This is a genomic window from Bradyrhizobium sp. T-1, from assembly GCF_053592855.1.
Genome location: NZ_CM132115.1, coordinates 6650945 through 6673729 on the forward strand (window position 1 = coordinate 6650945; position 22785 = coordinate 6673729).

The 22785-nt window shown below is 65.9% G+C and carries 21 protein-coding genes; 12 read left to right on the forward strand and 9 right to left on the reverse strand.

What is annotated here, in order from left to right; translation table 11 throughout:
- Positions 1–2: 2 nt before the first annotated feature.
- Entirely contained in the window at positions 3–1208 is a 1206-nt protein-coding gene (locus ACWAT4_RS31870) for an acetate/propionate family kinase (protein WP_449728966.1), read from the forward strand.
- Positions 1209–1346: 138 nt separating this feature from the next.
- Here the strand turns inward: ACWAT4_RS31870 and ACWAT4_RS31875 are convergent, their stop codons facing one another.
- The gene (locus ACWAT4_RS31875) at positions 1347–2186 is read right to left on the reverse strand and encodes an RMD1 family protein (protein WP_212297580.1); all 840 of its coding nucleotides are present in this window, start codon (positions 2184–2186) and stop codon (positions 1347–1349) included.
- Positions 2187–2517: 331 nt separating this feature from the next.
- Between ACWAT4_RS31875 and ACWAT4_RS31880 the strand changes: the two genes are divergently transcribed.
- Both ACWAT4_RS31880 and ACWAT4_RS31885 read left to right on the forward strand, forming a co-directional pair.
- Positions 2518–3093 carry a glycosyltransferase gene (locus ACWAT4_RS31880; protein WP_212428133.1) on the forward strand — a complete coding sequence of 192 codons (576 nt, stop codon included), beginning with the start codon at positions 2518–2520 and terminating at the stop codon, positions 3091–3093.
- A gap of 62 nt (positions 3094–3155) precedes the next feature.
- Entirely contained in the window at positions 3156–4085 is a 930-nt protein-coding gene (locus ACWAT4_RS31885) for a bifunctional helix-turn-helix transcriptional regulator/GNAT family N-acetyltransferase (RefSeq protein ID WP_449728967.1), read from the forward strand.
- Between the two features lie 220 nt (positions 4086–4305).
- Here ACWAT4_RS31885 and moaB read toward each other — a convergent pair whose 3' ends face one another.
- From moaB to ACWAT4_RS31900, 3 genes are all read right to left on the reverse strand, one after another.
- Positions 4306–4869, reverse strand: coding sequence for a molybdenum cofactor biosynthesis protein B (gene moaB / locus ACWAT4_RS31890; protein WP_212444989.1), 564 nt, complete (start codon positions 4867–4869; stop codon positions 4306–4308).
- A gap of 151 nt (positions 4870–5020) precedes the next feature.
- On the reverse strand, positions 5021–5965 hold the full coding sequence (gene ypfJ / locus ACWAT4_RS31895) for a KPN_02809 family neutral zinc metallopeptidase (protein ID WP_212297576.1): 945 nt from the start codon (positions 5963–5965) through the stop codon (positions 5021–5023).
- A 121-nt stretch (positions 5966–6086) separates the two neighbouring features.
- Positions 6087–6224, reverse strand: a complete 138-nt coding sequence (locus ACWAT4_RS31900) for a hypothetical protein (RefSeq protein ID WP_212297575.1) — start codon at positions 6222–6224, stop codon at positions 6087–6089.
- A 146-nt stretch (positions 6225–6370) separates the two neighbouring features.
- Here ACWAT4_RS31900 and ACWAT4_RS31905 point away from each other — a divergent pair, with 146 nt between their 5' ends.
- From ACWAT4_RS31905 to ACWAT4_RS31915, 3 genes are all read left to right on the forward strand, one after another.
- Complete coding sequence (locus tag ACWAT4_RS31905) at positions 6371–7501, forward strand: site-specific DNA-methyltransferase (RefSeq protein WP_449728968.1); 1131 nt, start codon at positions 6371–6373, stop codon at positions 7499–7501.
- A 124-nt stretch (positions 7502–7625) separates the two neighbouring features.
- Positions 7626–7952, forward strand: a complete 327-nt coding sequence (locus tag ACWAT4_RS31910) for a hypothetical protein (protein WP_212297573.1) — start codon at positions 7626–7628, stop codon at positions 7950–7952.
- A 128-nt stretch (positions 7953–8080) separates the two neighbouring features.
- On the forward strand, positions 8081–8761 hold the full coding sequence (locus tag ACWAT4_RS31915; RefSeq protein WP_212297572.1) for a glutathione S-transferase family protein: 681 nt from the start codon (positions 8081–8083) through the stop codon (positions 8759–8761).
- A 51-nt stretch (positions 8762–8812) separates the two neighbouring features.
- Here the strand turns inward: ACWAT4_RS31915 and ACWAT4_RS31920 are convergent, their stop codons facing one another.
- Positions 8813–10822: a HAMP domain-containing methyl-accepting chemotaxis protein gene (locus ACWAT4_RS31920; protein ID WP_212297571.1), complete on the reverse strand. Its 2010-nt coding sequence runs from the start codon at positions 10820–10822 to the stop codon at positions 8813–8815.
- A 168-nt stretch (positions 10823–10990) separates the two neighbouring features.
- The gene (locus ACWAT4_RS31925) at positions 10991–11434 is read right to left on the reverse strand and encodes a nuclear transport factor 2 family protein (RefSeq protein WP_449728969.1); all 444 of its coding nucleotides are present in this window, start codon (positions 11432–11434) and stop codon (positions 10991–10993) included.
- 91 nt (positions 11435–11525) lie between these two features.
- Between ACWAT4_RS31925 and ACWAT4_RS31930 the strand changes: the two genes are divergently transcribed.
- Complete coding sequence (locus ACWAT4_RS31930) at positions 11526–12443, forward strand: LysR family transcriptional regulator (RefSeq protein ID WP_212297569.1); 918 nt, start codon at positions 11526–11528, stop codon at positions 12441–12443.
- A 232-nt stretch (positions 12444–12675) separates the two neighbouring features.
- Here ACWAT4_RS31930 and ACWAT4_RS31935 read toward each other — a convergent pair whose 3' ends face one another.
- Entirely contained in the window at positions 12676–13296 is a 621-nt protein-coding gene (locus ACWAT4_RS31935) for a glutathione S-transferase family protein (protein WP_212297568.1), read from the reverse strand.
- A gap of 128 nt (positions 13297–13424) precedes the next feature.
- Here ACWAT4_RS31935 and ACWAT4_RS31940 point away from each other — a divergent pair, with 128 nt between their 5' ends.
- The gene (locus tag ACWAT4_RS31940) at positions 13425–14702 is read left to right on the forward strand and encodes a flavin-dependent oxidoreductase (RefSeq protein WP_212297567.1); all 1278 of its coding nucleotides are present in this window, start codon (positions 13425–13427) and stop codon (positions 14700–14702) included.
- 215 nt (positions 14703–14917) lie between these two features.
- Here ACWAT4_RS31940 and ACWAT4_RS31945 read toward each other — a convergent pair whose 3' ends face one another.
- Both ACWAT4_RS31945 and mutY read right to left on the reverse strand, forming a co-directional pair.
- A complete protein-coding gene (locus tag ACWAT4_RS31945) occupies positions 14918–15337 on the reverse strand; it encodes a PaaI family thioesterase (RefSeq protein ID WP_212297566.1) in 420 nt (139 codons plus the stop codon).
- Positions 15338–15389: 52 nt separating this feature from the next.
- On the reverse strand, positions 15390–16508 hold the full coding sequence (gene mutY, locus ACWAT4_RS31950; RefSeq protein ID WP_212297565.1) for an A/G-specific adenine glycosylase: 1119 nt from the start codon (positions 16506–16508) through the stop codon (positions 15390–15392).
- 122 nt (positions 16509–16630) lie between these two features.
- Here mutY and ACWAT4_RS31955 point away from each other — a divergent pair, with 122 nt between their 5' ends.
- From ACWAT4_RS31955 to ACWAT4_RS31970, 4 genes are all read left to right on the forward strand, one after another.
- The gene (locus ACWAT4_RS31955) at positions 16631–17122 is read left to right on the forward strand and encodes a DUF721 domain-containing protein (RefSeq protein ID WP_212297564.1); all 492 of its coding nucleotides are present in this window, start codon (positions 16631–16633) and stop codon (positions 17120–17122) included.
- A 134-nt stretch (positions 17123–17256) separates the two neighbouring features.
- On the forward strand, positions 17257–17913 hold the full coding sequence (locus tag ACWAT4_RS31960; protein WP_212297563.1) for a DsbA family protein: 657 nt from the start codon (positions 17257–17259) through the stop codon (positions 17911–17913).
- A 216-nt stretch (positions 17914–18129) separates the two neighbouring features.
- Positions 18130–21594 carry a chromosome segregation protein SMC gene (gene smc, locus ACWAT4_RS31965; RefSeq protein WP_449728970.1) on the forward strand — a complete coding sequence of 1155 codons (3465 nt, stop codon included), beginning with the start codon at positions 18130–18132 and terminating at the stop codon, positions 21592–21594.
- Between the two features lie 110 nt (positions 21595–21704).
- Complete coding sequence (locus ACWAT4_RS31970) at positions 21705–22682, forward strand: small ribosomal subunit Rsm22 family protein (protein ID WP_449728971.1); 978 nt, start codon at positions 21705–21707, stop codon at positions 22680–22682.
- Positions 22683–22785 lie beyond the last annotated feature (103 nt).

Here is a 22785-nt window from a genome sequence, read left to right on the forward strand (position 1 = left end):
TCGTGGTGACGTCAGTCCTCGTCCTCAATTCGGGCTCGTCGAGCATCAAGTTCGGCCTGTTCGATATCGCCTCGGCCGAGCCTGCCTTGCTCTGCAAGGGCCTTTTCGACGAGCACGAGGCGAAGCCCCGGCTTGTGGTGAAGGACCCCGCAGGCAAAGATCTGTTCGCGACGCAGAGCGACGCTGCGGATGCGGGCAGCGGCCATCTGTTCGCCGACGTGCTCGGCTTTATCGAGGATCGTTTCGGCAAAGGCCGCTTGCGCGCCGTCGGCCATCGCGTGGTCCATGGCGGTCCGGACTACTCCGGCCCGATCGAGCTGACGGACGATGTCTATGCAAAGCTCGAGGCGCTGACGCCGCTGGCGCCGCTGCACCAGCCCCGCTGCCTTGAACCGGTCCGCACCATCGGCGCAATCAGGCCCGGGCTGACGCAGATCGCATGCTTCGACACCGCCTTCCACCACGGCATCACGCCACCCGCGAGCCGCTTCGCGATCCCGCGCCGCTTCGAGGAACGCGGCATCCGGCGCTACGGCTTTCACGGCCTCTCGTTCGAATATGTCGCGGGTCGTCTCGCCGAAGTCGCGCCCGACGTCGCCACGAAGCGCCTCGTGATCGCGCATCTCGGCAACGGCGCGAGCCTCTGCGCATTGCGCGACGGCCGCAGCGTCGACACCACGATGGGACTGACGCCGCTCGATGGCCTCGTGATGGGGACGCGGAGCGGCACCATCGATCCCGGCGTGCTGCTCTATCTGCAGCAGCACGAGAAAATGAGTGTCGAAGACGTCCAGCACCTGCTCTATCACGAGTCCGGCCTGCTCGGCGTCTCCGGCATCTCCGCCGACATGCGCACGCTGCTGGCGAGCGGCGAGAGCGCCGCGCGCGACGCCGTCAAGCTCTTCACCTTCCGCGCGGCGCAAGAGATCGCGGTGATGGCGAACACGCTCGGCGGGCTCGACTGTCTCGTTTTCACCGGCGGCATCGGCGAGCATGCCAAGGAGATCCGTAGCCAGATTGGTGAGCGGCTGGGCTGGCTCGGCTTGCGCATCGATGCGGCTGCGAACGACGCGATGTGCGAACGCATCGGCGCCGCGGACAGCGCGGTCGATGTGCATGTCATCCCGACGAACGAGGAACTGACGATCGCACGGCATTGCGTCGCGGTGCTACACCACTCCCCGACGGGGAGAGGTCGGATTGTGTAGCAATCCGGGCGAGGGCCGCAGCGTTCAGCGAGACCATAACCCCTCACCCGGATCGCATCTTGTGATGGCGATCCGACTACTCCCTACGGGAGAGGTGAACCGCGTTCGGAGCTACACCGGCAGCCAAACCCTGTCTGCTCAGTGAATCCCCGCAAAAATCTGGAAACACCCGATCGCAACCTCGATCACGATCAGCACCACCACCGCGATTTCGAGGCGCAGCGAGCGCTGGGTGTCGATGATGTCGGTGAGTGCATCGGCCGTCTCCGAGATGACCTTGAGCTTGCGCTCGAGCGTGTCGAGACGCTCCGTCAGCTCGTATTCGTCTTCCAGGCGCGCATAGAGGCGGTCGAGCTGAGGCTTTTCCCAGAGCGCGTCGGGCTTCTCGGCAACCGCGACGCGGCCGGCGACGCGCTGCTGGACGAGCAGCGCATTGCCGATCAGCTGAAGAATGCCCTTGCGCCGCCGCGACGTGCGGCCTTTCTCGGCGAGCTCCCGCGCAAAGGGTTCGATGACGTCGAAGACCGCAGCGACGCGCCGCTCGTCGCGCGCCAGCGACGTGCTCTTGGCGAGCGCGTCCGCGATCAGCAGCAGCCGCTCGTCGGAAAATTTCGACAGGCAGATCGGCCCGCCGGGTTGGATCGCTTCGGCATTCTCGTCGTGGCAAAGTTGCGCCTGCGCGGTCTCCTCCTCATAGGGGCTGAGCTCGCCGACCACGCGTGACTTGAGACCATCGATGAGGACCTTCTCCTCCGACGGCAGCAGCCCGATCAGCACCACGACGCCGTAGCGGAAGATCACGGCAAGGCCGCCATGGACGCGGAAGGCGGCTGGCGTCGAGGACACCAGCGCGCCGATCTCGAGGCCCGACGGGTTGATGCGTTCGCCCAACATCACGGCGCGGATCCGCAAGCTCGGCGCAGCGTCCGTCTTCGGCGATACCGGCGTCGCAGCAATGGGAAGCTGATCGGCGTTCATTGGACACATCCCGCTCTGCGCAACGGCGCTTGCACGTTTCCCATCTGCACGGTCCATGTGAAATTGCTGTTGCAATCTTGCGGAACAGCCTTCACCCCGACGATATCGGTGGAGAAACGCACCGTTTGAAGCTCACGAAACCGAAATTCGCCGAAACTTTCGGCAAGGTAAGGCCCCTGCGCGCGACATATTCGGCTGCGATGGGCCCACGCCGGTTTACCATCGCACGCCGAGGCCCAGCCGAAAAGTTGCGCTCGGCAGCGCAGCATGTTTATGACAACATCATAACGAGCTACGCTTCTCCCGAATTGCGGACATCGAAGCCTCAATCATGCTGAGCGTCATCATTCCGACCGAAGGCGTCGAGCAGACCGCGGTCGCGACTCTGGCCGCGCTGGTACCCGGTGCCGCGGCGGGGATCATCAAGGAGGTGCTGCTGGTCGATGGCACGAGCAGCGGCGTCATCGAGCGCGTTGCCGACGTCGCCGGCTGCCGTTTCGTCGGCTGCGAGGGGTCCTCGCAAGGCGCGGCGCTCGCCGCGGGTGCGCGCGAGGCCCGTTCGCCCTGGCTGATGTTCCTCCCCGCCGGCGCGGTGCTGGACACCGGTTGGATCGAAGAGACCACCCAGTTCATCCAGGCCGTCGCGGCCAGCGGCCGGGATCGTGCGGCCGTGTTTCGCTATGCCCGTTCGCCTTACGCCGATACCGGGTTCCGGGACGTTCTCTGGTCCGTGGCACGCAAGCTGGTCGGCCCCCTCAGCGATCAGGGGCTCCTGATCGCGCGAGATCATTACGACAGGCTCGGCGGCTATCCGCCCCAGGCCCGTCGTTCCGAAGCGCGGCTGCTCAGGCGGCTCGGCCGCTCCTCCCGGACGATGCTGCGCAGCCGGATCGTCATGGTCGCATAAGGCCACCCAATACTTGCCAAAGTCAAATAATTATTTGACAATGGCAATTATTGAGGTGTCCCATGCCAATCGACGGTACCGACGGCCAGATCGCAGCGGTTCGCGCCTTCAACCGCTTCTACACCCGCAAGCTCGGCGTGCTCGACCAACATCTGGGAAATAGCCCGTTCTCACTCAGCGAGGCCCGCGTGCTCTACGAGCTCGCGCATCGCGACGACCTTGCGGCCAAGGAGATCGGAACCGAGCTCGGTCTCGACCCCGGCTATCTCAGCCGCATCGTCCAGAGCTTCGACGAAAAGGGACTGATCACGCGAAAGCCCTTGCCGGCAGATCGCAGGCAATACCAGCTCAGCCTCACCGCCAAGGGCCGACAGACCTTCGCCAAGCTGAATTTGAGCTCGCAGAACGAGATCGCCGCGATGCTGGCCGAGCTTTCCGCCGGCGATGCAACGCGACTCACGCAGGCGATGGCGACGATCGAGACCGTGCTGGAGCAAGGTCGAAGCCAACCTGCTTCCGTCGTGCTGCGCAGCCATCGCGTCGGGGACATGGGCTGGGTCATCGCCAAGCAAGGCGCCGCCTATGCCGCGGACTACAACTGGGACATCAGCTACGAGGCGCTGGTCGCCGAGATCTGCGCCCAGTTCATCCGGAACTACGACGCCGCGCGCGAGCACTGCTGGATCGCGGAAGTCGACGGCGAGCCGGTAGGCTCGATCTTTCTGGTCAAGGCCGCGGACGAGATCGCCAAGCTGCGCCTGTTGCAGGTGGAGAAGAAGGCGCGCGGACTCGGTGTCGGCCGCGCGCTGGTCCAGCAATGCATCCAGGGTGCGCGCGAGCGGGGCTACAAAAGAATGACGCTGTGGACGCAGAGCATCCTGGTGGCTGCGCGCGGCATCTACCGGAGCGCTGGATTCGAACTGGTCGCGACGAAGCCTCACCACAGCTTCGGGCACGATCTGGTCGGCGAGACCTGGGAACGGGATCTGTAGCGATATCGCCATCAGCGGACTGCGCATGAATGCGCCCTCTCCCCTTGCGGGAGAGGGCCGCGCCGTCGGTCGATACAAGCTCATTGGGGTGAGGGGTATGGCTCCGAGCACCTCGCGCGCGGATAGCTACCCCTCATCCGGCGCTTCGCGCCACCTTCTCCCCGCATCCGCCTTCGCCAAGGCTTCGGCGGACATGAGGGAGAAGGAAAGAAAGGAGAAGTTACACCGTCGCGCCTTGCGCCTTCGGCCTGCGCAGATGCTCATCGAGCCGCGGCATGATCTCGACGAAATTGCAGGGGCGCGTGCGGTAGTCGAGTTGTGCGGCGAGGATGCCGTCCCAGCCGTCGCGGCAGGCGCCGGGGGAGCCGGGCAGGCAGAAGATGTAGGTCGCACCGGCGACGCCTGCGGTGGCGCGGCTCTGGATCGTCGAGGTGCCGATCTTGGCGTGGCTCAGCATGTGGAAGGCGATGGAGAAGCCGTCCATGCGCTTCTCGAACAGCGGCTCGACCGCCTCCGGCGTGACGTCGCGGCCGGTGAAGCCGGTGCCGCCGGTGGTGATGACGACGTCGACGCCGGCCTCTGCAATCCAGCGGCGGATGACGGCGCGGATCGCCTCGACGTCGTCGGTGACGATCTCGCGCGCGGCGAGATGATGGCCGGCAGCCAGGAGCCGATCGACGAGCGTCTGGCCGGATTTGTCATCGGCAAGCGCGCGCGTGTCCGAGACGGTGAGCACTGCGATGTTGAGCGGGATGAACTGTTTGGATTCGTCGATCGAGGCCATTTCGCTACACCTTCTCTCCCGCTCGCCGGCATCATCCTTCGAGGCTCGCTGAAGAGGCGAGCACCTCAGGATGACGGCACCACTCCCGGATGCCCAGATGCGCAATCGCGCATCATATTTCAGCCTACGCAGCGCCCGGAGCGAAAGACCACTACGGCCCGCCGCCGCCGAACGTATTGCAGGCCTGCAGCGTGCCCTGCTGATAGCCGGTCATGAACCATTGCTTGCGCTGCGCGGCCGAGCCGTGGGTGAAGGAGTCGGGCACGACGCGCCCCGTGGCCTGACGCTGCAGCGTATCGTCGCCGATCGCGCTCGCCGTGGTCAGGGCGGCGTCGATGTCGCCCTGTTCGAGGAAGTTCGGACGCTTCTTCGCCTCGCGATTGACCCAGACGCCGGACAGACAATCAGCCTGCAGTTCGACCTTCACCTGCAGCGCGTTCGACTCGGCCTTGCTGCCGGCCTGCTGCTGCAGACGCGTCACCTTCGGGATGATGCCGAGCAGGTTCTGGATGTGATGGCCGGCCTCATGCGCGATGATATAGGCGGTGGTGAAATTACACGCCGACTTGCCGGAGCAGCCGCGGAAGCGCGTCTCGACCTCGCGGAAGAACGCCGTGTCGAGGAAGATGGTGCGGTCCGGCGGGCAATAGAACGGCCCCATCGCCGACTCGGCCCGGCCGCAGCGGCCGCCATTGGTGGCGTTGCGGAACAGCACGACCTTCGGGCCGGTGTAAGACTGGTTGCTGGCCTGGAAGATCTCGCTCCAGCGATCGTCGATCTCGCCGAGAATGCCGGAGATCATGCTGCCCATCTCGTCGGTCGGCGCGCCGCGCTTGGCCTGCGAAGACGGGCGGTCGCTCTGGTAGCTCGGCGCCTGGCCGCCGCCGGTGAGGATCTCGGCGCCGCCGATCAGGATGCGCGGATCGATGCCGAAGGCGTAGCCGACGAGGCCGAGCACGATGATGGTGCCGATGCCGAGCCCGCCGCCGCCCATCGGCAAGCCGAATCCGCCGCCGCCTCCACCGCCTAACCCTCCGCCGCCATCGTCGCGACGATCCTCGACGTCGTCGCTGCGGCGGAAATCATCGTAGCGCATGGCGGGCTTCCCTTAGGTCCTTGATGGCGTCAATTGGGCGGCGCAGAGGCGCTGGAGCTCAACGCGCCACATACGTAAAATTTCCGTTGCCTTTATCAATATCTTGGCCGGCAAAAATTGCCTAGTGCGACAGTGCCATCGCATCAGCAATTTTTTCCGAGGGCCGTGCATTTTTTTCCGAGAGAAAATTGGCCGCCGCAAGGCCGCTGCCGCGCAGTGAAATGCGAAATACACTGCAAAACGCGGCAAACGCGCGCAATCTCCGGCTCACACAACCCTGCGCGACACCTGCTCACGAGCGCGGCGGGTTAAGTCGATTTTTACTTTGCCGCTTCATTGTAACGGTCAGTCGGTTGTTTGGTCCCGCGTCGCCGACAGCGTCGCCTGAGTCAGAGTTCTTGAGTCATGGTAGTGTCGCGTCGCGGGGCGTCTGCAAGGGCGCCCCGCACAAATTTTGAGTCTCCGTCCCACAGCATCATCCTCGGCGATTGCGTCGCCGAGATGTCGAAGCTTCAGGCCGGTTCGGTCGATCTGGTGTTCGCAGATCCGCCTTACAATCTCCAGCTCAAGGGCGATCTCAAGCGCCCTGACGAATCCCATGTCGACGCCGTCAACGACGACTGGGACAAGTTCGATTCGTTCTCCGCCTATGACGATTTCACCCGCGCCTGGCTGCTGGCCGCGCGCCGCGCGATGAAGCCGTCGGCGACGATCTGGGTGATCGGCTCCTATCACAACATCTTCCGCGTCGGCGCGATCATGCAGGACCTCGGCTTCTGGCTCCTGAACGACATCGTGTGGCGCAAGACCAATCCGATGCCGAACTTCCGCGGCCGTCGCTTCACCAACGCGCACGAGACCATGATCTGGGCCGCGCGCGACGAGAAGGCCAAGGGCTACACCTTCAACTACGAGGCGCTGAAAGCCGCCAACGAGGACGTGCAGGCACGCTCCGACTGGCTGATCCCGCTCTGCACCGGCGAGGAGCGCCTCAAGGGCGCCGACGGCAAGAAGGTGCACCCGACGCAGAAGCCGGAAGGCCTGCTCGCGCGCGTGCTGCTGTCGTCGTCCAAGCCCGGCGATCTCGTGATCGATCCCTTCAACGGCACCGGCACCACCGGCGCCGTCGCCAAGCGCCTCGGCCGCTCCTATATCGGCTTCGAGCGCGACAAGACCTACGCCAAGGCGGCCGAAGCGCGCATCGCCGCGGTCGAGCCGCTGTCGGAAGAGAGCCTCGCCCCGTTCATGACCGCGCGCGAAGCCCCGCGCGTGGCGTTCTCCGAGCTGATCGAGCGCGGCATGATCATGCCCGGCACGAAACTGTTCGACGCCAAGAAGAAGCTCGGCGCGCTGGTCCGCGCCGACGGCGCCATCATGTTCGGCGACAAGGTCGGCTCGATCCACCGCATGGGCGCGGTGGCGCAAGGCGCGCAGGCCTGCAACGGCTGGACCTTCTGGCACGTCGAGACCAAGAAGGGCCTCAAGCTGATCGACGAGCTCCGCGCGGAGATCCGCGCGGGTATGGCGGCGGAGTAGATCCTCTCCGTCGTCATTCCGGGGCGCGCGCAAGGTGCGCGAGCCCGGATTGACGGCGTCTTGAAAGCCGCCAACGTCAGGACTAGATTCGTCCGATCAGCCCCGTCCCGACCGGCTTGGTCCCATGCGACGACAGTCCGAGACATTGCTGCTGGTGCCGCTGCTGCCGATCTTCCTGATCGGCATGTTTCCGATGTTCCTGATCGCCCTGCTCGGATTTTTCGGCCTCGCCTTGTTCGGCGTGCTGGTGATCTGCGTCGGGCTCGCCAGCAGCAACGAGGCGCACGACAATTTCAACCACGACGCCATCGTGCACGGCTATGCCCGGGAAACCGAGCGCGCGGCACGGGCGTCAGACATGCACCTCGCCGCGCGGCTCGGCTTGCGTCTCGAAGCGGTCGGCGTCGCGATGGTCGTTACGGCCACGATCGGACTTTGTTACGCCGGCTGATCTGCGCCGCGCGCAGATACCACACGGCAAACTCGCCGGTTGCTCTCCCCGCCAAGGATCAGGCAAGAAAAAAGCCGCCGCGGGAGCCATGACGCTGCGCCCGCTCTCGGCCGCTGGGGAGATGCTCAATGCTCAAATTCTATTTCAACGGATCGCCGAACCCGACCAAGGTCGCGCTGTTCCTCGAAGAGGCTGGCCTGGCTTACGAGCCGGTGAAGATCGATACCCGCAAGGGCGAGCAGTTCACGCCGGAGTACCTGAAGATCAATCCGAACGCCAAGGTGCCGGCGATCGACGACAACGGCACGGTCGTGTTCGACAGCAACGCCATCCTGCTCTATCTCGCCGAGAAGACCGGAAAGTTCCTGCCGTCAAACCGCGCCGAGCTGTTGTCCTGGCTGATGTTCGTGGCCACCGGCGTCGGGCCCTATTCGGGCCAGGCCGTGCATTTCAAGCATTTTGCGCCGAAGGACCAGAACCACGACTACGCCCATAACCGCTACCAGTACGAGGCCGACCGTCACTACCAAATCCTCGACGGTCACCTCAAGGGCCGCCGCTACATGGTCGGCGACGACTATTCGATCGTCGACATGGCGCTGTGGGGCTGGGCGCGGATGGTGCCGTTCAAGCTCGGCGACGACGCCTTTGCGCGCTACCCGAACGTGAAGCGGCTGTTCGACGAGATCTCGGCGCGGCCGGCAGCCGCCCGCGCGATCGCACTGAAGGACAAGTTCACCTTCAAGGCCGAGATGGACGACGAAGCGCGCGCCAACATGTTCAAGCACATGACGACGAAAGTGGCCTGATCACACCGCACCGCGACGCAAGGCCACGCGCCTGCGCGTGGCCTTTTGCTTTCAGGCGGCGTGGACCGACTCCAGGAACTTTGCGACCTCGAGCTTCAGCCGGTTGCTGTCTGAAGACAGCGAGCGCGCCGCCGACAACACCTGCGAGGACGCCGAGCCTGTATCGGATGCGCCGCGTTGCACGTCGCCGATATTGGTCGAGACGCGCTGGGTGCCGTGTGCAGCCTGCTGGACGTTGCGGGAGATCTCTTGCGTGGCCGCGCCCTGCTGCTCCACGGCGGCCGCAACGGTGGAGGAAATTTCCGACAACCGCTCGATGGTGCCGCTGATCTCCCGGATGGAGCCGACCGACTCTTCCGTCGCGGCCTGAATGCCGGAGACCTGCTGGGCGATCTCGCCCGTGGCCTTCGCGGTCTGCTCCGCCAGCGCCTTCACCTCGGACGCGACCACGGCAAAGCCGCGGCCGGCTTCGCCTGCGCGCGCGGCCTCGATGGTGGCGTTCAGCGCCAAGAGGTTGGTCTGGCCGGCGATCGTGCTGATCAGCTCGACAACGTCACCAATGCGGGCGGCGGCCTTGGAGAGTTCGCCGACGCGGGCGTTGGTCTTGCTCGCCTGCCCCACGGCCTCGCCGGCGATGCGTGCGGATTCCTGGACCTGACGCGCGATCTCGGAGACCGAAGAGGACAGCTCTTCGGTGGCCGAGGCGACAGCCTGGACGTTGGCGCTGGCTTCCTGCGAGGCGGAGGCGACTTCCGTCGACAGATCCTGGGCGCGCGCGGCGGTCGCGGTCAGCGTGCCGGCCGACGTCTCGAGCTCGCTCGACGCCGACGACACGGTCTCGACGATCTCGCCGACCGCCTGCTCGAACTGGTCGGCGAGCCGGACCATGTCCTTCTTGCGGTCCTCGGCCTGCCGCGCCTCGATCTCGGTCTGCTCGTGACGCAGACGCTCGGTGTCGATCATGTTGTCCTTGAACACCTGGATCGCCTTGGCCATGTCGCCGATCTCGTCTTTCTTGCCGCGCGAGGGGATCTCGACCGCGAGATTGCCGCCGGCGAGCAGCCCCATCGCGCGCGTCATTGACGTCAGGGGTCCGACGATGCTGCGGGCGATCAGGAAGGCCACGATCACGCTGAACAGAACTGCAAGACCACCCGCGGCCTCCTGAATCCATGTCGTGCTGGCAATGACGGCTGCTGCGCTGGTACGCGTCTTCTGCGAGTCAGCCGTCAGCCCGGTGTCCGCGACCTTGAGCTTGTCGATACTTCCGGTGATCAAGGGCGCAATGTTGTTGCGGTAAGTTTCCTCGGCCAGGAGGATCGCAGTGGACGTCGACTCGAACGCCGCCTGGTAGGCCGCAAGCGAGGCCTTGACCGGGGCGAGCGCGGACTTGACCTGCTCTGGCAGACTGGCCTCTTGGAGCGCCGTGATCCGTTGCTGCGCCCTCTCCGTATTGGCTCTGAAGGCCGAGGATGCCTTGGAATCGCGCATGGCGAGAAAGCGCCAGCTCGCCAGACGTGCCTGGAGGATTTTGGATTCGAGGTCGGCGACGGGTGCCGTAATCTCCGGATCGTGCGTGCCATGCGCCGCGATGACCAGCTTGCCGGCATTGGCGTTCAGCTCCTCGCCGCCCGGCAGCAGGGCGGCCTTGCCTTTCGTCGTCTCCTTGACGGCGGCGCCCATGCGCCCGCGCAGCGACTGCAGTTTCTCGATATCGCCAACGAGGCCGTCATAGATCTTGCGCCGCTCGTCCGAGAACGACGCCGCCGAGGCCGCTTTCAGCAACTCGACCGTCGCCGCCTCGCGTTCCGCGGCTTCCTTGAACGCGGGTTCGTTGGCATCATAAATATAGCGCAGATTGGCGCGCTGGAGCGCCTGGAGATGGATCGATATCTCCCGGACGCGCGCTGCATTGTCCGAGAAGGCCGACATTCTCGCGACCTGCTCCTGGACCGCCCACAGGTTCCAGACGGCAACCACGGCCATGATCAGGCCCACCGCGGCAAGAGCCGTAAAGCCGGCGTAAAGACGTCCCCGGATTCTCAAACGAATGCCCGGCATGATGCCGCCCCCCAAGAATTCGAGCAGCCGAACGTCCCCCACGGCGATTCTCACTGCGCGGCAGCACAATGAAGGACACTCGTTAATTGTGTCCTTCTTGATCGGGCCGAGGCCGCGGTGTCGGCGGGTGCCTGCTGAGCGTTCGCCCGCCACCTCGAGACAAGCGGATCAGCCGGCCGCCCCGATTGCTGCTTGCGGAAACGGACCGAGCGCCCTCTCGGTCAGCACCGAGTCACAGTACTCGCGGATCTCCTTGATCTTGCCGTCCTCGAACCGGAACACGAGGCAATAATCGTTGTCGTAGCGCACACCCTCGGGGGTCACGTTGTCGCCCTTGGCTTCCACCACGACGATGTCGCCATCGGCGATGAAGCGGCGGGCGACCGTGCGTGTCCGGTCGCGCAGGCGGGTGCGCACATAGCCGTGCAGATCGTTGAGGATGGCCTCCTTGCCGGTGAAGGTGCGCGACCAGGAATACTGCCCGGTCACGACCCATCTGGCATCGTCGGCAAGGCTTGCGGTGAACAGGGAGCGATCGCGCACCGCCGGGTCGGGGCTCGCGGCAGCGGCGAAAATATCCTGCATCAGTTTCTTGTTGGCGCTCGCGCTCATGGCGGCATCTCCGTTTGGTGGCAACACGCAGAACATCGCCGCGCGAACGTAATTCTTCAAATCGATAGCGAATATGATATTTATTCACCTCATGAATTTGAATTCGCTCGATCTCAATCTACTGACCGCGCTGGACGCGCTGCTGCGCGAGGCCAATGTCAGCCGCGCCGCGATGCGCATCGGGCTGTCGCAGCCGGCCACGAGCCACGCCCTTCAGCGGCTGCGCGATATCTTTGGCGATCCGCTGCTGGTGCGCACCGGCGCGCGCATGGAGCTGACGCCGCGAGCACAGGCCCTGCGCGCGCCGCTGGCGCAGGCGCTCGACCAGGTGCGCGGGCTGTTCGTGCCCGATGAGTTCGACGCCGCGCGCAGCGAGCGGTCATTTCGCCTGATGATGCCGGATCTCGCCGTCGAGCTATTGATGCCGCCGCTGATGGAGAAGGTGACGCGCCTTGCGCCCAACGTCCGCGTCGACGTGGTGCCGTGGCGGGGCCCTGCGATCTTTCACGCCGAGTTCGCCCGCACCATCGATCTCGTGATCTCGATCGGCAACGCGTTCAAGGGCTTTCACCGCCAGCTGCTTTACACCGACAGCGACGCGCTGGCGGTGCGGCGCGGTCATCCACTTGCGTCGAAGCTGAAGCGGCGCGAGACGTTCCTGGCCGCACGCCATGTCGGCGTGATCATCCGCGGCAATGCTGAGGATCTCATCGACACCTGGCTGCGCGGCAAAGGCATCGAACGGCATATCTCGCTGGTGGTGTCGGGTTATCTCGAAGCGTTGCACGTCGCTGCACGCACCGACCTCGTCGCCTTCGTGCCGCGGCGGCTGATCGCCGCGCTGTCAAAACAGCTCGGGCTGGTGACGGTGACGCCGCCGCTCGACCCCGGGATCGACGAGCAGTTCATGTTTCACCCGACGCGGGCGCAGATGGATCCGGGCTCGATCTGGCTGCGGCGACTCGTGCTGGAGACAGGACGCGAGCTGGAGAAACGGAAAGCTGGATAGGATGCACCATCGGCAAACTCGCCGTCGTCCCGGACAAGCGCAGCTCTTGGCAACGCGCAGCGTTGTCCAGGGCGGAGCGCCGATCCGGGACCCATAGCCACAGGCCGTGGTGAGGCGAAGACTCGTGGTTGTCGGCTCGCGCCACAACTTCTCCCTCGGGTGACGGGTCCCGGGTCAGCGCTGACGCTTGCCCGGGACGACAGGAGAATATGTGGCCACGCCTCGGCGAACCCTACGCCTTCTGTTCGGCCATCACCTTGCGCACGGCGGGCCGGTCCGACATGCGCTTGAAATGGTCGGCGATCTTCGGCGTGGCGTTGATGTCGACGCTGTCGCCTTCGAGCCAGGTCGAGAGCGTGTAGAGATAGGGGTCGCAGACCGTGAACTGATCGCCCATCACCCAGGGGCCCCTGAACATCTTTTGTTCGATCAGGGAGAAGCAGGCGCCCATGGTCTTCGGCACCATCGCCTTCATGTCGGCGAACGAGCTCTCTTGCGTGGCCCAGCGCGCGCCGCGCATCTTGTGGGCATGGTTGATGTGCACGGTCGAGCAGAGATAGGAGTTGAACGACTGCACTTGTGCGAAGTCGAAGGGATCGTCGAGCGGGGCGAGCTTCGCCTTGGGGAAGGTCTGCGCGACATAGGCCAGCATCGCCGGCGTCTCGGTCAGGACGCCGCGATCGGTCACCAGGGCCGGCACGCGGCCCTTCGGGTTGATGGCGAGATAATCCGGGCTGTTCTGCTGGTTGTCCTTGAAGCTCAGCCGTTCAGCCGTGTAGTCGGCGCCGGCTTCTTCTAGGGCGATATAGGTGGCGAGCGCGCAGGTGCCGGTGGCGTAGTAGAGCTTCAGCATGTCGGACCTCATGGGAAAGCTGGAAATTAACGGCTGGCAGCCCCCACGTCCATAGCACGAGCTTCTCTTCGCAGTTGCCCACCGCCGCCTCGCTGTGCCAAGACGCCTGCAATTGGAGGGGCTTTCTCATGACCGTACTCATCGCCGGCGGCGGCATCGGCGGGCTGACCCTTGCGCTCAGCCTGCACGGAATCGGCGTTCCCGTAAAAGTGTTCGAGAGTGTCGCAGAATTGAAGCCGCTCGGCGTCGGCATCAACGTGCTGCCGCATGCGGTGCGCGAGCTGATCGAGCTCGGCCTGTTGGACAAGTTGGATGCCAGCGGCGTGCGGACGCGCGAGCTCGCCTATTTCTCCAAGCACGGCAAGCCGATCTGGAGCGAGCCGCGGGGGCTCGAGGCCGGCTACAAATGGCCGCAATTCTCGATCCATCGCGGCACGCTGCAGCAGCTCCTGCTCGACACCGCGGTCGAGCGGCTTGGCCGCGACAACATCCTCACCAGCCATCATCTGACCGGCTGGACCGAGACGGCGGATGGCGTGCGCGCCGACTTCATCGACAGGGCAACCGGCGAGGCCGCGGGAACTTACGAAGGCGCGATCATGATCGCCGCCGACGGCATCCATTCCGCGGCACGAGAAAAGCTCTATCCGAAGGAAGGACCGCCGATCTGGAACGGCCGCATCCTTTGGCGCGGCGTGACGCCGGCAAAAGCCTTCCTCACCGGCCGCACCATGATCATGGCCGGCCACGAGATCCTGAAATTCGTCTGCTATCCGATCTCGAAGGAGCCGGATGCTAGCGGCAACCATCTGATCAACTGGGTCGCCGAGCGCCACATGCCGCCGACCTATCAGTGGCGGCGCGAGGACTATAACCGCACCGCCCGGCTGGAGGAGTTTTTGCCCTGGTTCGAGAGCTGGACCTTCGACTGGCTCGACGTGCCCGGCCTGATCAGGAACTGTCCGCACGCCTACGAATATCCGCTGGTCGACCGCGATCCGGTGTCGCAATGGACGTTCGGCAAGGTCACGCTGATGGGCGATGCCGCCCATCCGATGTACCCGATCGGCTCCAACGGCGCCTCGCAGGCGATCCTCGATGCGCGCACCATCACCCGCGAGATCCTGGCGCGCGGTCCGACGCAAGCCGCACTGCTCGCCTATGAAGCCGAGCGGCGCCCCGCGACCACCGACCTCGTGCTGCTCAACCGCAAGAACGGCCCTGAGCAGGTGATGCAGCTCGTCGAGGAGCGCGCGCCCGACGGCTACAATGTCGTCACCGACGTGCTGTCGCAGAAAGAGCTGGAAGACATCGCCGCAAACTACAAGCGCGTGGCGGGCTTCCAGGTCGAAGCGCTGAATGCGAAGCCGCCGATCGTGAGCAAGGACGCGCGGGCGGGGGCGTGAGGCTCTCGCAAGAAGCGAGATGCGCTTCGATGTGCCCTCTCCCCTTGCGGGAGACGGCATCTCCGCTGGTGGAGGCGCACTCGCTTGGGTGAGGGGTTCTCTCCGCGCGTTCGCCTCTCACAACTGAACTTGCGGAGACATACCCCTCATCCGGCGCTTCGCGCCACCTCCTCCCACAAGGGGAAAAGGGAAGTGGAGCGCGCCGCTACTCTCAGTCACTTCACCACCCTCGCCGCTTCCAGCAATCGCTCGCTCGCGCTTGCCGTCGCCAGCACCGTGCCGTCTTCCGCCATCAGCCGGGCCTCGACGAACGCAATGGTCTTGCCGAGCTGCGTCACCTTGGCCTCACCAATGATCGGCCCGGGCTTTGCCGGCGCCAGGAAGTTCACGGTCATGCTGATCGTCGTGGTGTAAAGCCGGCCCTCACTCATCACCAGCACGGCCGGACCCATGGTGTCGTCGAGCATCGCGGAGAGCATGCCGCCCTGGATGAATCCGGCGGGATTGCAGAACTCAGGTCTGCCCTCGAAGCCGAGCTTGATCCAACCCTCCTCGGGACGGGCATCGAGCAGGCGCCAACCAAGCAACTCGGCACAGGGCGGCCTCTTGAAATTATCGAGTGCGGTCTTGACCATTGGCAGCCTCCGTTTCGCACACTGATAGCGCAGCGCTGCTGCCAGCGTGTTGTCAGGACGATCGGCCCGACGGCCGATCCAGCGCGTGCGCGATCACCTTGCGCATGACGTTGGGCAGCGCCTCATCGGCCAGGGTCGCGATCGGAACCCAGCGCATGCCCTCGGGCGCGCGGGTGCGGGCTTCAGCCTTCGCGGTGTAGACCACGAGCTCCAGCGGGAAATGCGTGAAGACGTGGGTGACCACGCCGACCCTGCGCTGCCAACGCGACAGCCCCTTCAGCGCCGGCGCCTGCCGTTTTGCGGCCGCATCCTCTTGGCCGGCCAGCCAGTCCGAGCCCGGCACTTCGGTCATGCCGCCGAGCAGACCCTTCTCAGGCCTTGAGCGCACCAGCAGATCGTCGCCGCGCGTGATGACGAAGGCAGCGCCACGCCGCAACGTTCCACTCTTCTTCGGCGCCTTGCGCGGAAACGTCTCCTGCGTGCCCTGCGCACGCGCCGTGCAATCCTCGTTCAGCGGGCACAGCGAGCAGGCCGGCTTCTTCGGCGTGCAGATCGAGGCGCCGAGATCCATCAGGGCTTGCGCACTATCGCCGGCGCGGGAATTGGCAAGCAGCGTCGCCGCCAGCTGCTGGATCTGCGGCTTTGCCTGTGGCAGCTCCTGCTCGACCGCAAACAGGCGCGACACCACGCGCTCGATATTGCCGTCGACGGGCATGGTGTGACGATCGAACGCGATCGCCGCGATCGCGGCCGCCGTGTACGGCCCGATCCCCGGGAGCGCGCGCAGGCCCACTTCGGTGTCGGGAAAGGCGCCATCATGCTCGCGCGTCACGGCAACGGCGCAGGCATGCAGGTTGCGCGCACGGGAATAATAGCCGAGCCCCGCCCACATCCGCAGCACGTCATCCTGCGAGGCGGTCCCCAACGCCGTGACATCCGGCCAGCGCGCAACGAATTTCTCGAAATAAGGCCCGACCGCCTTCACCGTGGTCTGCTGCAGCATGATCTCCGACAGCCAGACGCGGTAGGGATCCGACGTCTCGCCGGGCCCGGCCCGCCAGGGCAACCTGCGGCGATGGCGGTCGTACCAGGCGAGCAACGCGACCGGACGTGACACGGCCTCCGACGGTCTGGATTGCGATTTTGCCCTCAGGGCGGATTTGGGGCTCATGCTCTCACTGTAGCGGCGTCACACCGATCTCTCCACGTCATGCCCGCGCTCGTCGCGGGCATCCACGCCTTTCTTCGCTGCAAGGAGCCTGCGGGCGGCGCGGCGGGGTGCTATAAGGCCCCATGTCCAAATTCCCTCCCAAACCCGGCCCCATCAGCGCCAAGCCGCTCGGGATCCTGCTCAACGACGTCTTTGCCGAGGCCTATGCCAAGCAGGGATTTGCGGCGCGCGAGCTGGTGACGCGTTGGGCGCAGATTGCGGGGCCTGAGATTGCCGCGCATGCCGAGCCGCTGAAGATGCAATGGCCGCGGCCGGTCGAGGGCCAGCCGCAGGAGCCGGCGACGCTGGTGCTGCGGGTCGAGGGCCCGATGGCGCTGGAAATCCAGCACTCCGCGGACGTGATCCTGGAGCGGGTCAACCGTTTCTTCGGCTGGAGCGCCGTTGGAAAGCTCGCGTTCCGCCAGGCCCCGCTGTCCCGCCCCCGGCGCCCTGTGCGGCCCGGCCCGCCGGACCCCAAGGCCGTCGCCAAGGTGGCCGAGGGCCTGGGTGACATCGAAGATGAACAGTTGAAGACCGCGCTGGCGCGGCTCGGAGCCGCCATCAAGCGAAATTGAGCCTTATTCCAGCGCTAATCTGGACCCGTCCTTGTCGCTCGCCATTGCCTCAAACCACGTTTCAAGCTAGCGACAGGCCGCCCGGGAACCTGCATACGAGCCCGGGCGAGACCACGCCAATTCGGGAGCCGACCTTGATCATCACCCGCCGCGCCTTCACCACGATGCTGTCGCTGACCGGTCTTGCCGCGCTCGCCGGGCTCTCGCCGCTGCGGTTCATCTCCGATGCGATGGCGCAGGCCGCTGGCGATGTCGCCAAGCCGGTGTCGCTGCCCGACATGGCGCTCGGCCCGAAGGACGCCGCCGTCACCATCACCGAATTCGCTTCAATGACCTGCCCGCACTGCGCGGCCTTCAACGAGCAGGTGTTCCCGAAGATCAAGTCGGAATACATCGACACCGGCAAGATCCGTTACGTCTTCCGCGAGTTCCCGCTCGACATCAAGGCGGCTGCCGGCTCGATGCTGTCGCGCTGCATCGCCAAGGACGACGCGCCAAAATACTTCGCCGTCACCGACATGCTGTTCCGCCAGCAGAACGACTGGGTGGTGAAGAACACCACCGAGACCCTGACGCGGATCGGCAAGCAGGCCGGCCTCACCCAGCAGCAGGTCGAAGCCTGCCTGAAGGATCAGGCGCTGCTCGACAAGATCGCCGCCGATCAGAAATATGCCAGCGACGTTCTGAAGGTCGATTCCACGCCGACGTTCTTCATCAACGGCGAGAAGATCAAGGGCGAGACCTCGTTCGAGGAGTTCGCCAAGAAGATCAATCCGCTGCTGAAGAGCTGATTCGCTCGTCAAGATCCTGATTCGCATCTCAAAAGCCGTATCTTTCCCGGCATAAATCCCTTGGGAAAAGCGGCTTTCGCAGGTTGCCCTCGCGGCGCACCGCGGCCATTGTCCGCCGCATGAGGCGCCCCGCGCGACTCGCCCAGACAGCGACATTGCCTTCCATGGTATTGTCCGGGCAGGGGGATTCGCGCCTGCCAACAGAGATGCGTGCTAATGAAAATCACCCGCCTGCGCCTTCACGGCTTCAAGTCCTTCGTTGAGCCCACGGACTTCGTCATCGAGCCCGGCTTGACCGGCGTGGTCGGACCCAACGGTTGCGGCAAGTCGAACCTCGTCGAAGCGCTGCGCTGGGCGATGGGTGAAACCTCCTACAAGAGCTTGCGCGCCGCCGACATGGATGCGGTGATCTTCGCCGGCTCCGGCAACCGTCCGGCGCGCAACCATGCCGAAGTGACGATGACGATCGACAACGCCGATCGCACCGCGCCTGCGGCGATGAACGACAGCCAGCTGCTCGAAATCTCCCGCCGCATCGAGCGCGAGGCCGGCTCGGTCTATCGCATCAACGGCCGCGACGTGCGCGCCCGCGACGTGCAGATCCTGTTCGCCGACGCCGCCACCGGCGCGCGCTCGCCCGCCCTCGTCCACCAGGGCAAGATCGGCGAGATCATTCAGGCCAAGCCCGAGCAGCGCCGCCGCGTGCTGGAAGACGCCGCGGGCGTCGCCGGTCTGCACGCCCGCCGCCATGAAGCCGAGCTGCGCCTGAAGGCGGCTGAGACCAACCTCACCCGCGTCGAGGACGTGATCGGCCAGCTCTCCGGCCAGATGGAAGGCCTGAAGAAGCAGGCCCGCCAGGCCGTGCGCTATCGCGAGGTCGCCGCCAAGGTCCGCAAGGCCGAGGCCACGCTGTTCCATCTGCGCTGGATCGGCGCCCATGCCGACGTCAACGAATCCGGCCAGACTCACGATCTCGCTGTGCGCGAGATGGCCGAGCGCACCCAGCACCAGGCCGAAGCCGCCCGCATCCAGGCGATCCGCGCTGCCGAAATGCCTGCGCTGCGCGATGCCGAAGCGCGCGCCGCGGCCGGGCTCCAGCGCCTGACCAACGCCCGCGAGCTGCTCGACCGCGAGGAAGAGCGCGCCAAGGAGCGCGTCGCCGAGCTCGAGCGCCGCCTCGCGCAATTCGAAGGCGACATTTCCCGTGCTCAACAACAAACCATGGACGCCGACGTCGCGCTGCAGCGGCTCGACACCGAAGATGCCGAGCTGAAGGAAGAGATCAAGTCGCGCGTCGAGAAGCGCTCCGGCGTCGACGAGCGCGTCGGCGAAGCCGAGGCCGTGCTGACCGAAACCGAGCAGCAGTTCGCCGAGCTCACCACCGCGCTCGCCGACTTGACCGCCAAGCGCAATCAGCTTGAAGCCAACGTCCGCACCCACCGCGACAAGCTGGCCCGCCTCGACCAGGAGATCGCCAGCGTCGCCGCCGAAGAGCAGAAGCTCGCGGCCGATACCGGCGGTTTCGGCGATCTCGACGAGCTGACCGCAGTGGTCGAGACCGCCGAGCAGACGCTGGCCGCTTCCGAAGCCGCAGCGCAAGCGAGCGAAGCCGCGCACGTTGCCGCCCGCCAGACCCTGGAATCCTCGCGCTCCCCGCTGGTCGAAGCCGACAAGCGCGTGCAGCGGCTCGACACCGAGGCGCGCACGATCTCCAAGATCGTCAATGGCGAGACCAAGAACCTCTGGCCGCCGATCATCGACGGCATCACCGTCGACAAGGGCTTTGAAAAGGCGATCGGTGCCGCGCTGGGCGACGATCTCGACGCGCCGATCGATCCGTCGGCGCCGATGCGCTGGACCAATGTTGGACACGCCGAAGGCGATCCGGCGCTGCCCGAGGGCGTCACCCCGCTCGCCGACCACGTGCAGGCGCCGGCCGAGCTGACCCGCCGCCTGGCCCAGATCGGCGTGGTGCCGCGCGAGCGCGGCGCCGAGCTGGTCTCGCAGCTCAAGACCGGCCAGCGGCTGGTCTCGCCGGAAGGCGACGTTTGGCGCTGGGACGGCTTTGTCGCCGCCGCCCACGCCCCGACCGGCGCAGCACGGCGCCTCGCCGAGCGGGCTCGCCTCGTCGACATCGAGAACGAGCTGGAGCAGGCCCGCATCGACGCCCAGATCAAGCGTCAGGCGCTGGAGAACGCCGAGTCCGAGCTGCAGATGGCGGCCAGCACCGAGGGGGCCAGCCGCGAAGCCTGGCGCGCTGCACAGCGTGAGCTGAACGTCGCGCGCGAGCGCCATGCCGCCGCCGAGCGCGAGATCAGCCGCCACGCCGCGCGCAAGGCGACGCTGTCGGAAGCGCACAGCCGCCTCGCCGCTGACCGCGCCGAGGCCGAGGCCGCCTACGAATACGCCGAGGCCGGCATCAGCGAGCTGCCGTCGAGCGAGGACACCGAGACCCGTCTCGCCGCGGTCCGCAGCGACATCGAAGGCCATCGCCGCATCGCCGCGCAGGTCCGCGCCGAGGCGCAGGCGCTGGCGCGCGAGGCTGAGCTGGCCGACCGCCGCGTGCAGGCGATCCTGGCCGAACGTACCGAGTGGCAGAACCGCAAGGAGAGCGCGGCCTCCCACATCGACACCATCCAGGCGCGTATCGCCGAACTCACCATCGAGCGCAGCGAGCTCGAAAACGCGCCCGCCGTGTTCGCCGAGAAGCGCAGCGCGCTGATCACCGAGATCGAGTACGCCGAGAACGACCGTCGCATGGCTGCCGACGCACTCGCGACCGCGGAAGCCGCGATGGCCGAGACCGATCGCGTCGCCAAGCTGACGCTTGAAGCGCTCTCCAGCTCCCGCGAAGCCACCGCCCGCGCCGAGGAGCGCATGGAAGGCGCGCGGCGCCGGCTCGAGGACATCGAGCGCGAGATCCGCGACATGCTCGAGGTCGAGCCGCAGGCCGTCGCCGGCCTCGCCGAGATCGAGCCCGGCGCCGAGCTGCCGCCGCTGCACGACATCGAGGAGGATCTCGAAAAGATGCGCCGCGACCGCGAGCGCCTCGGCGCCGTCAATTTGCGCGCCGAGGAAGAGCTGCGCGAGGTCGAGACCCAGCATACGGGTCTGGTCACCGAACGCGACGACTTGGTTGAGGCCATCAAGCGGCTGCGCCAGGGCATCCAGAGCCTCAACAAGGAAGCGCGCGAGCGCCTCTTGACCTCGTTCGAGGTCGTTAACAACCACTTCAAGCGCCTGTTCGTCGAGCTGTTCGGCGGCGGCGAAGCCGCGCTGCACCTGATCGAGAGCGACGACCCGCTGGAAGCCGGCCTCGAAATCATCGCCAAGCCGCCGGGCAAGAAGCCGCAGACGCTGTCGCTGCTTTCGGGCGGTGAGCAGGCGCTGACCGCGATGGCGCTGATTTTCGCGGTGTTCTTGACCAACCCCTCGCCGATCTGCGTGCTGGACGAAGTCGACGCGCCGCTCGACGACCACAACGTCGAGCGGTACTGCAACCTGCTGCACGAGATGACCGGCTCGACCGACACGCGCTTCATCATCATCACGCACAATCCGATCACGATGGCGCGGATGAACCGTCTGTTCGGCGTCACCATGGCCGAGCGCGGCGTCTCGCAACTCGTGTCGGTGAGCTTGGCCGAGGCGGTGGACATCCTCGACCAGAACGTGGCGTGATATTTTTGGCGTCATTCCGGGGCGCGCGAAGCGAGAACCCGGAATCTCGTTCCACAATCTCTGGATTCCGGGTTCGCGCTTCGCGCGCCCCGGAATGACGGTGAGAAAACATGATCTCACCCAACCTCCCGCCTGAACTGAAAGCAGCGCTCGACGGCAAGCTCCAGGGCTTCTCCCGCACCGACGCCGCACAGCGATCGCAGAAAATCTCGACCACCTATCGCGCCGGCGGCGGCTCCGGCACGATCAAGTCGGAGGCCGACGCGCTCGCCTATGCGCTCGCGCGCATGCCGGCGACCTACGCCGCCGTGGCCGCGAGCCTGAATGCGCTGAGCGAGATCGCGCCAACCCTTGCCCCGGAGACATTGCTCGACGTCGGCGCAGGTCCCGGCACCGCGAGCTGGGCTGCGGCGGAGGCCTTCCCGTCGCTGCAGGATTTCTCCCTGCTCGACGCCAACGCCACGCTGAGCCGGCTCGCGCTCGAACTCGCGCGCGACAGCACGCGCCTCGCGGAGTGCCGCTATCTGCCGGGCGATGCCGCCACCAACCTCGCCGAGGCCTCGCCGGCCGATCTCGTCATCGCCAGCTACGTCATCGGCGAGATCAGTGAGGCCGATCAGCGCAAGCTCGCCGAGGCGATGTGGGCCAAGGCGCGCCACGCGCTGGTCGTGATCGAACCCGGCACGCCCGCCGGATACGGACGCATCCTCGCCCTGCGCCAGCAGCTGATCGCGGCCGGCGCGTTCGTCGCTGCGCCCTGCCCGCACGAAAAGCCCTGCCCGCTCACCGCGCCGGACTGGTGCCATTTCTCGCAGCGCCTGCCGCGCTCCCAAGCACACCGTCAGATCAAGGGCGCCGAGGTGCCGTTCGAGGACGAACGCTTCATTTACGTCGCGTTGACCCGCACGCCGCCCGAAAGCCGGGCTGCGCGCGTGCTGGCGCCGCCGGATGTCGGCAAGGCCGAAATCACGGCCAAGGTTTGCACCGCGCAAAGCGTCGAGCTGGCCAAGATCGCCCGCCGCGACAAGGCCGCCTATGCAAGCGCCCGTCGCTGGCGCTGGGGCGATGCCGTGATTGCCGAAAGTTAACCCCGTTCAGGGCTTTCCTTGAACTCGGATGGGTCCTGTTCCGACCAAGTCTTACCTTCCTCCTGCGCCGGGGCTCTCGCCCTGCGCCAATTTGGTCTAGTCT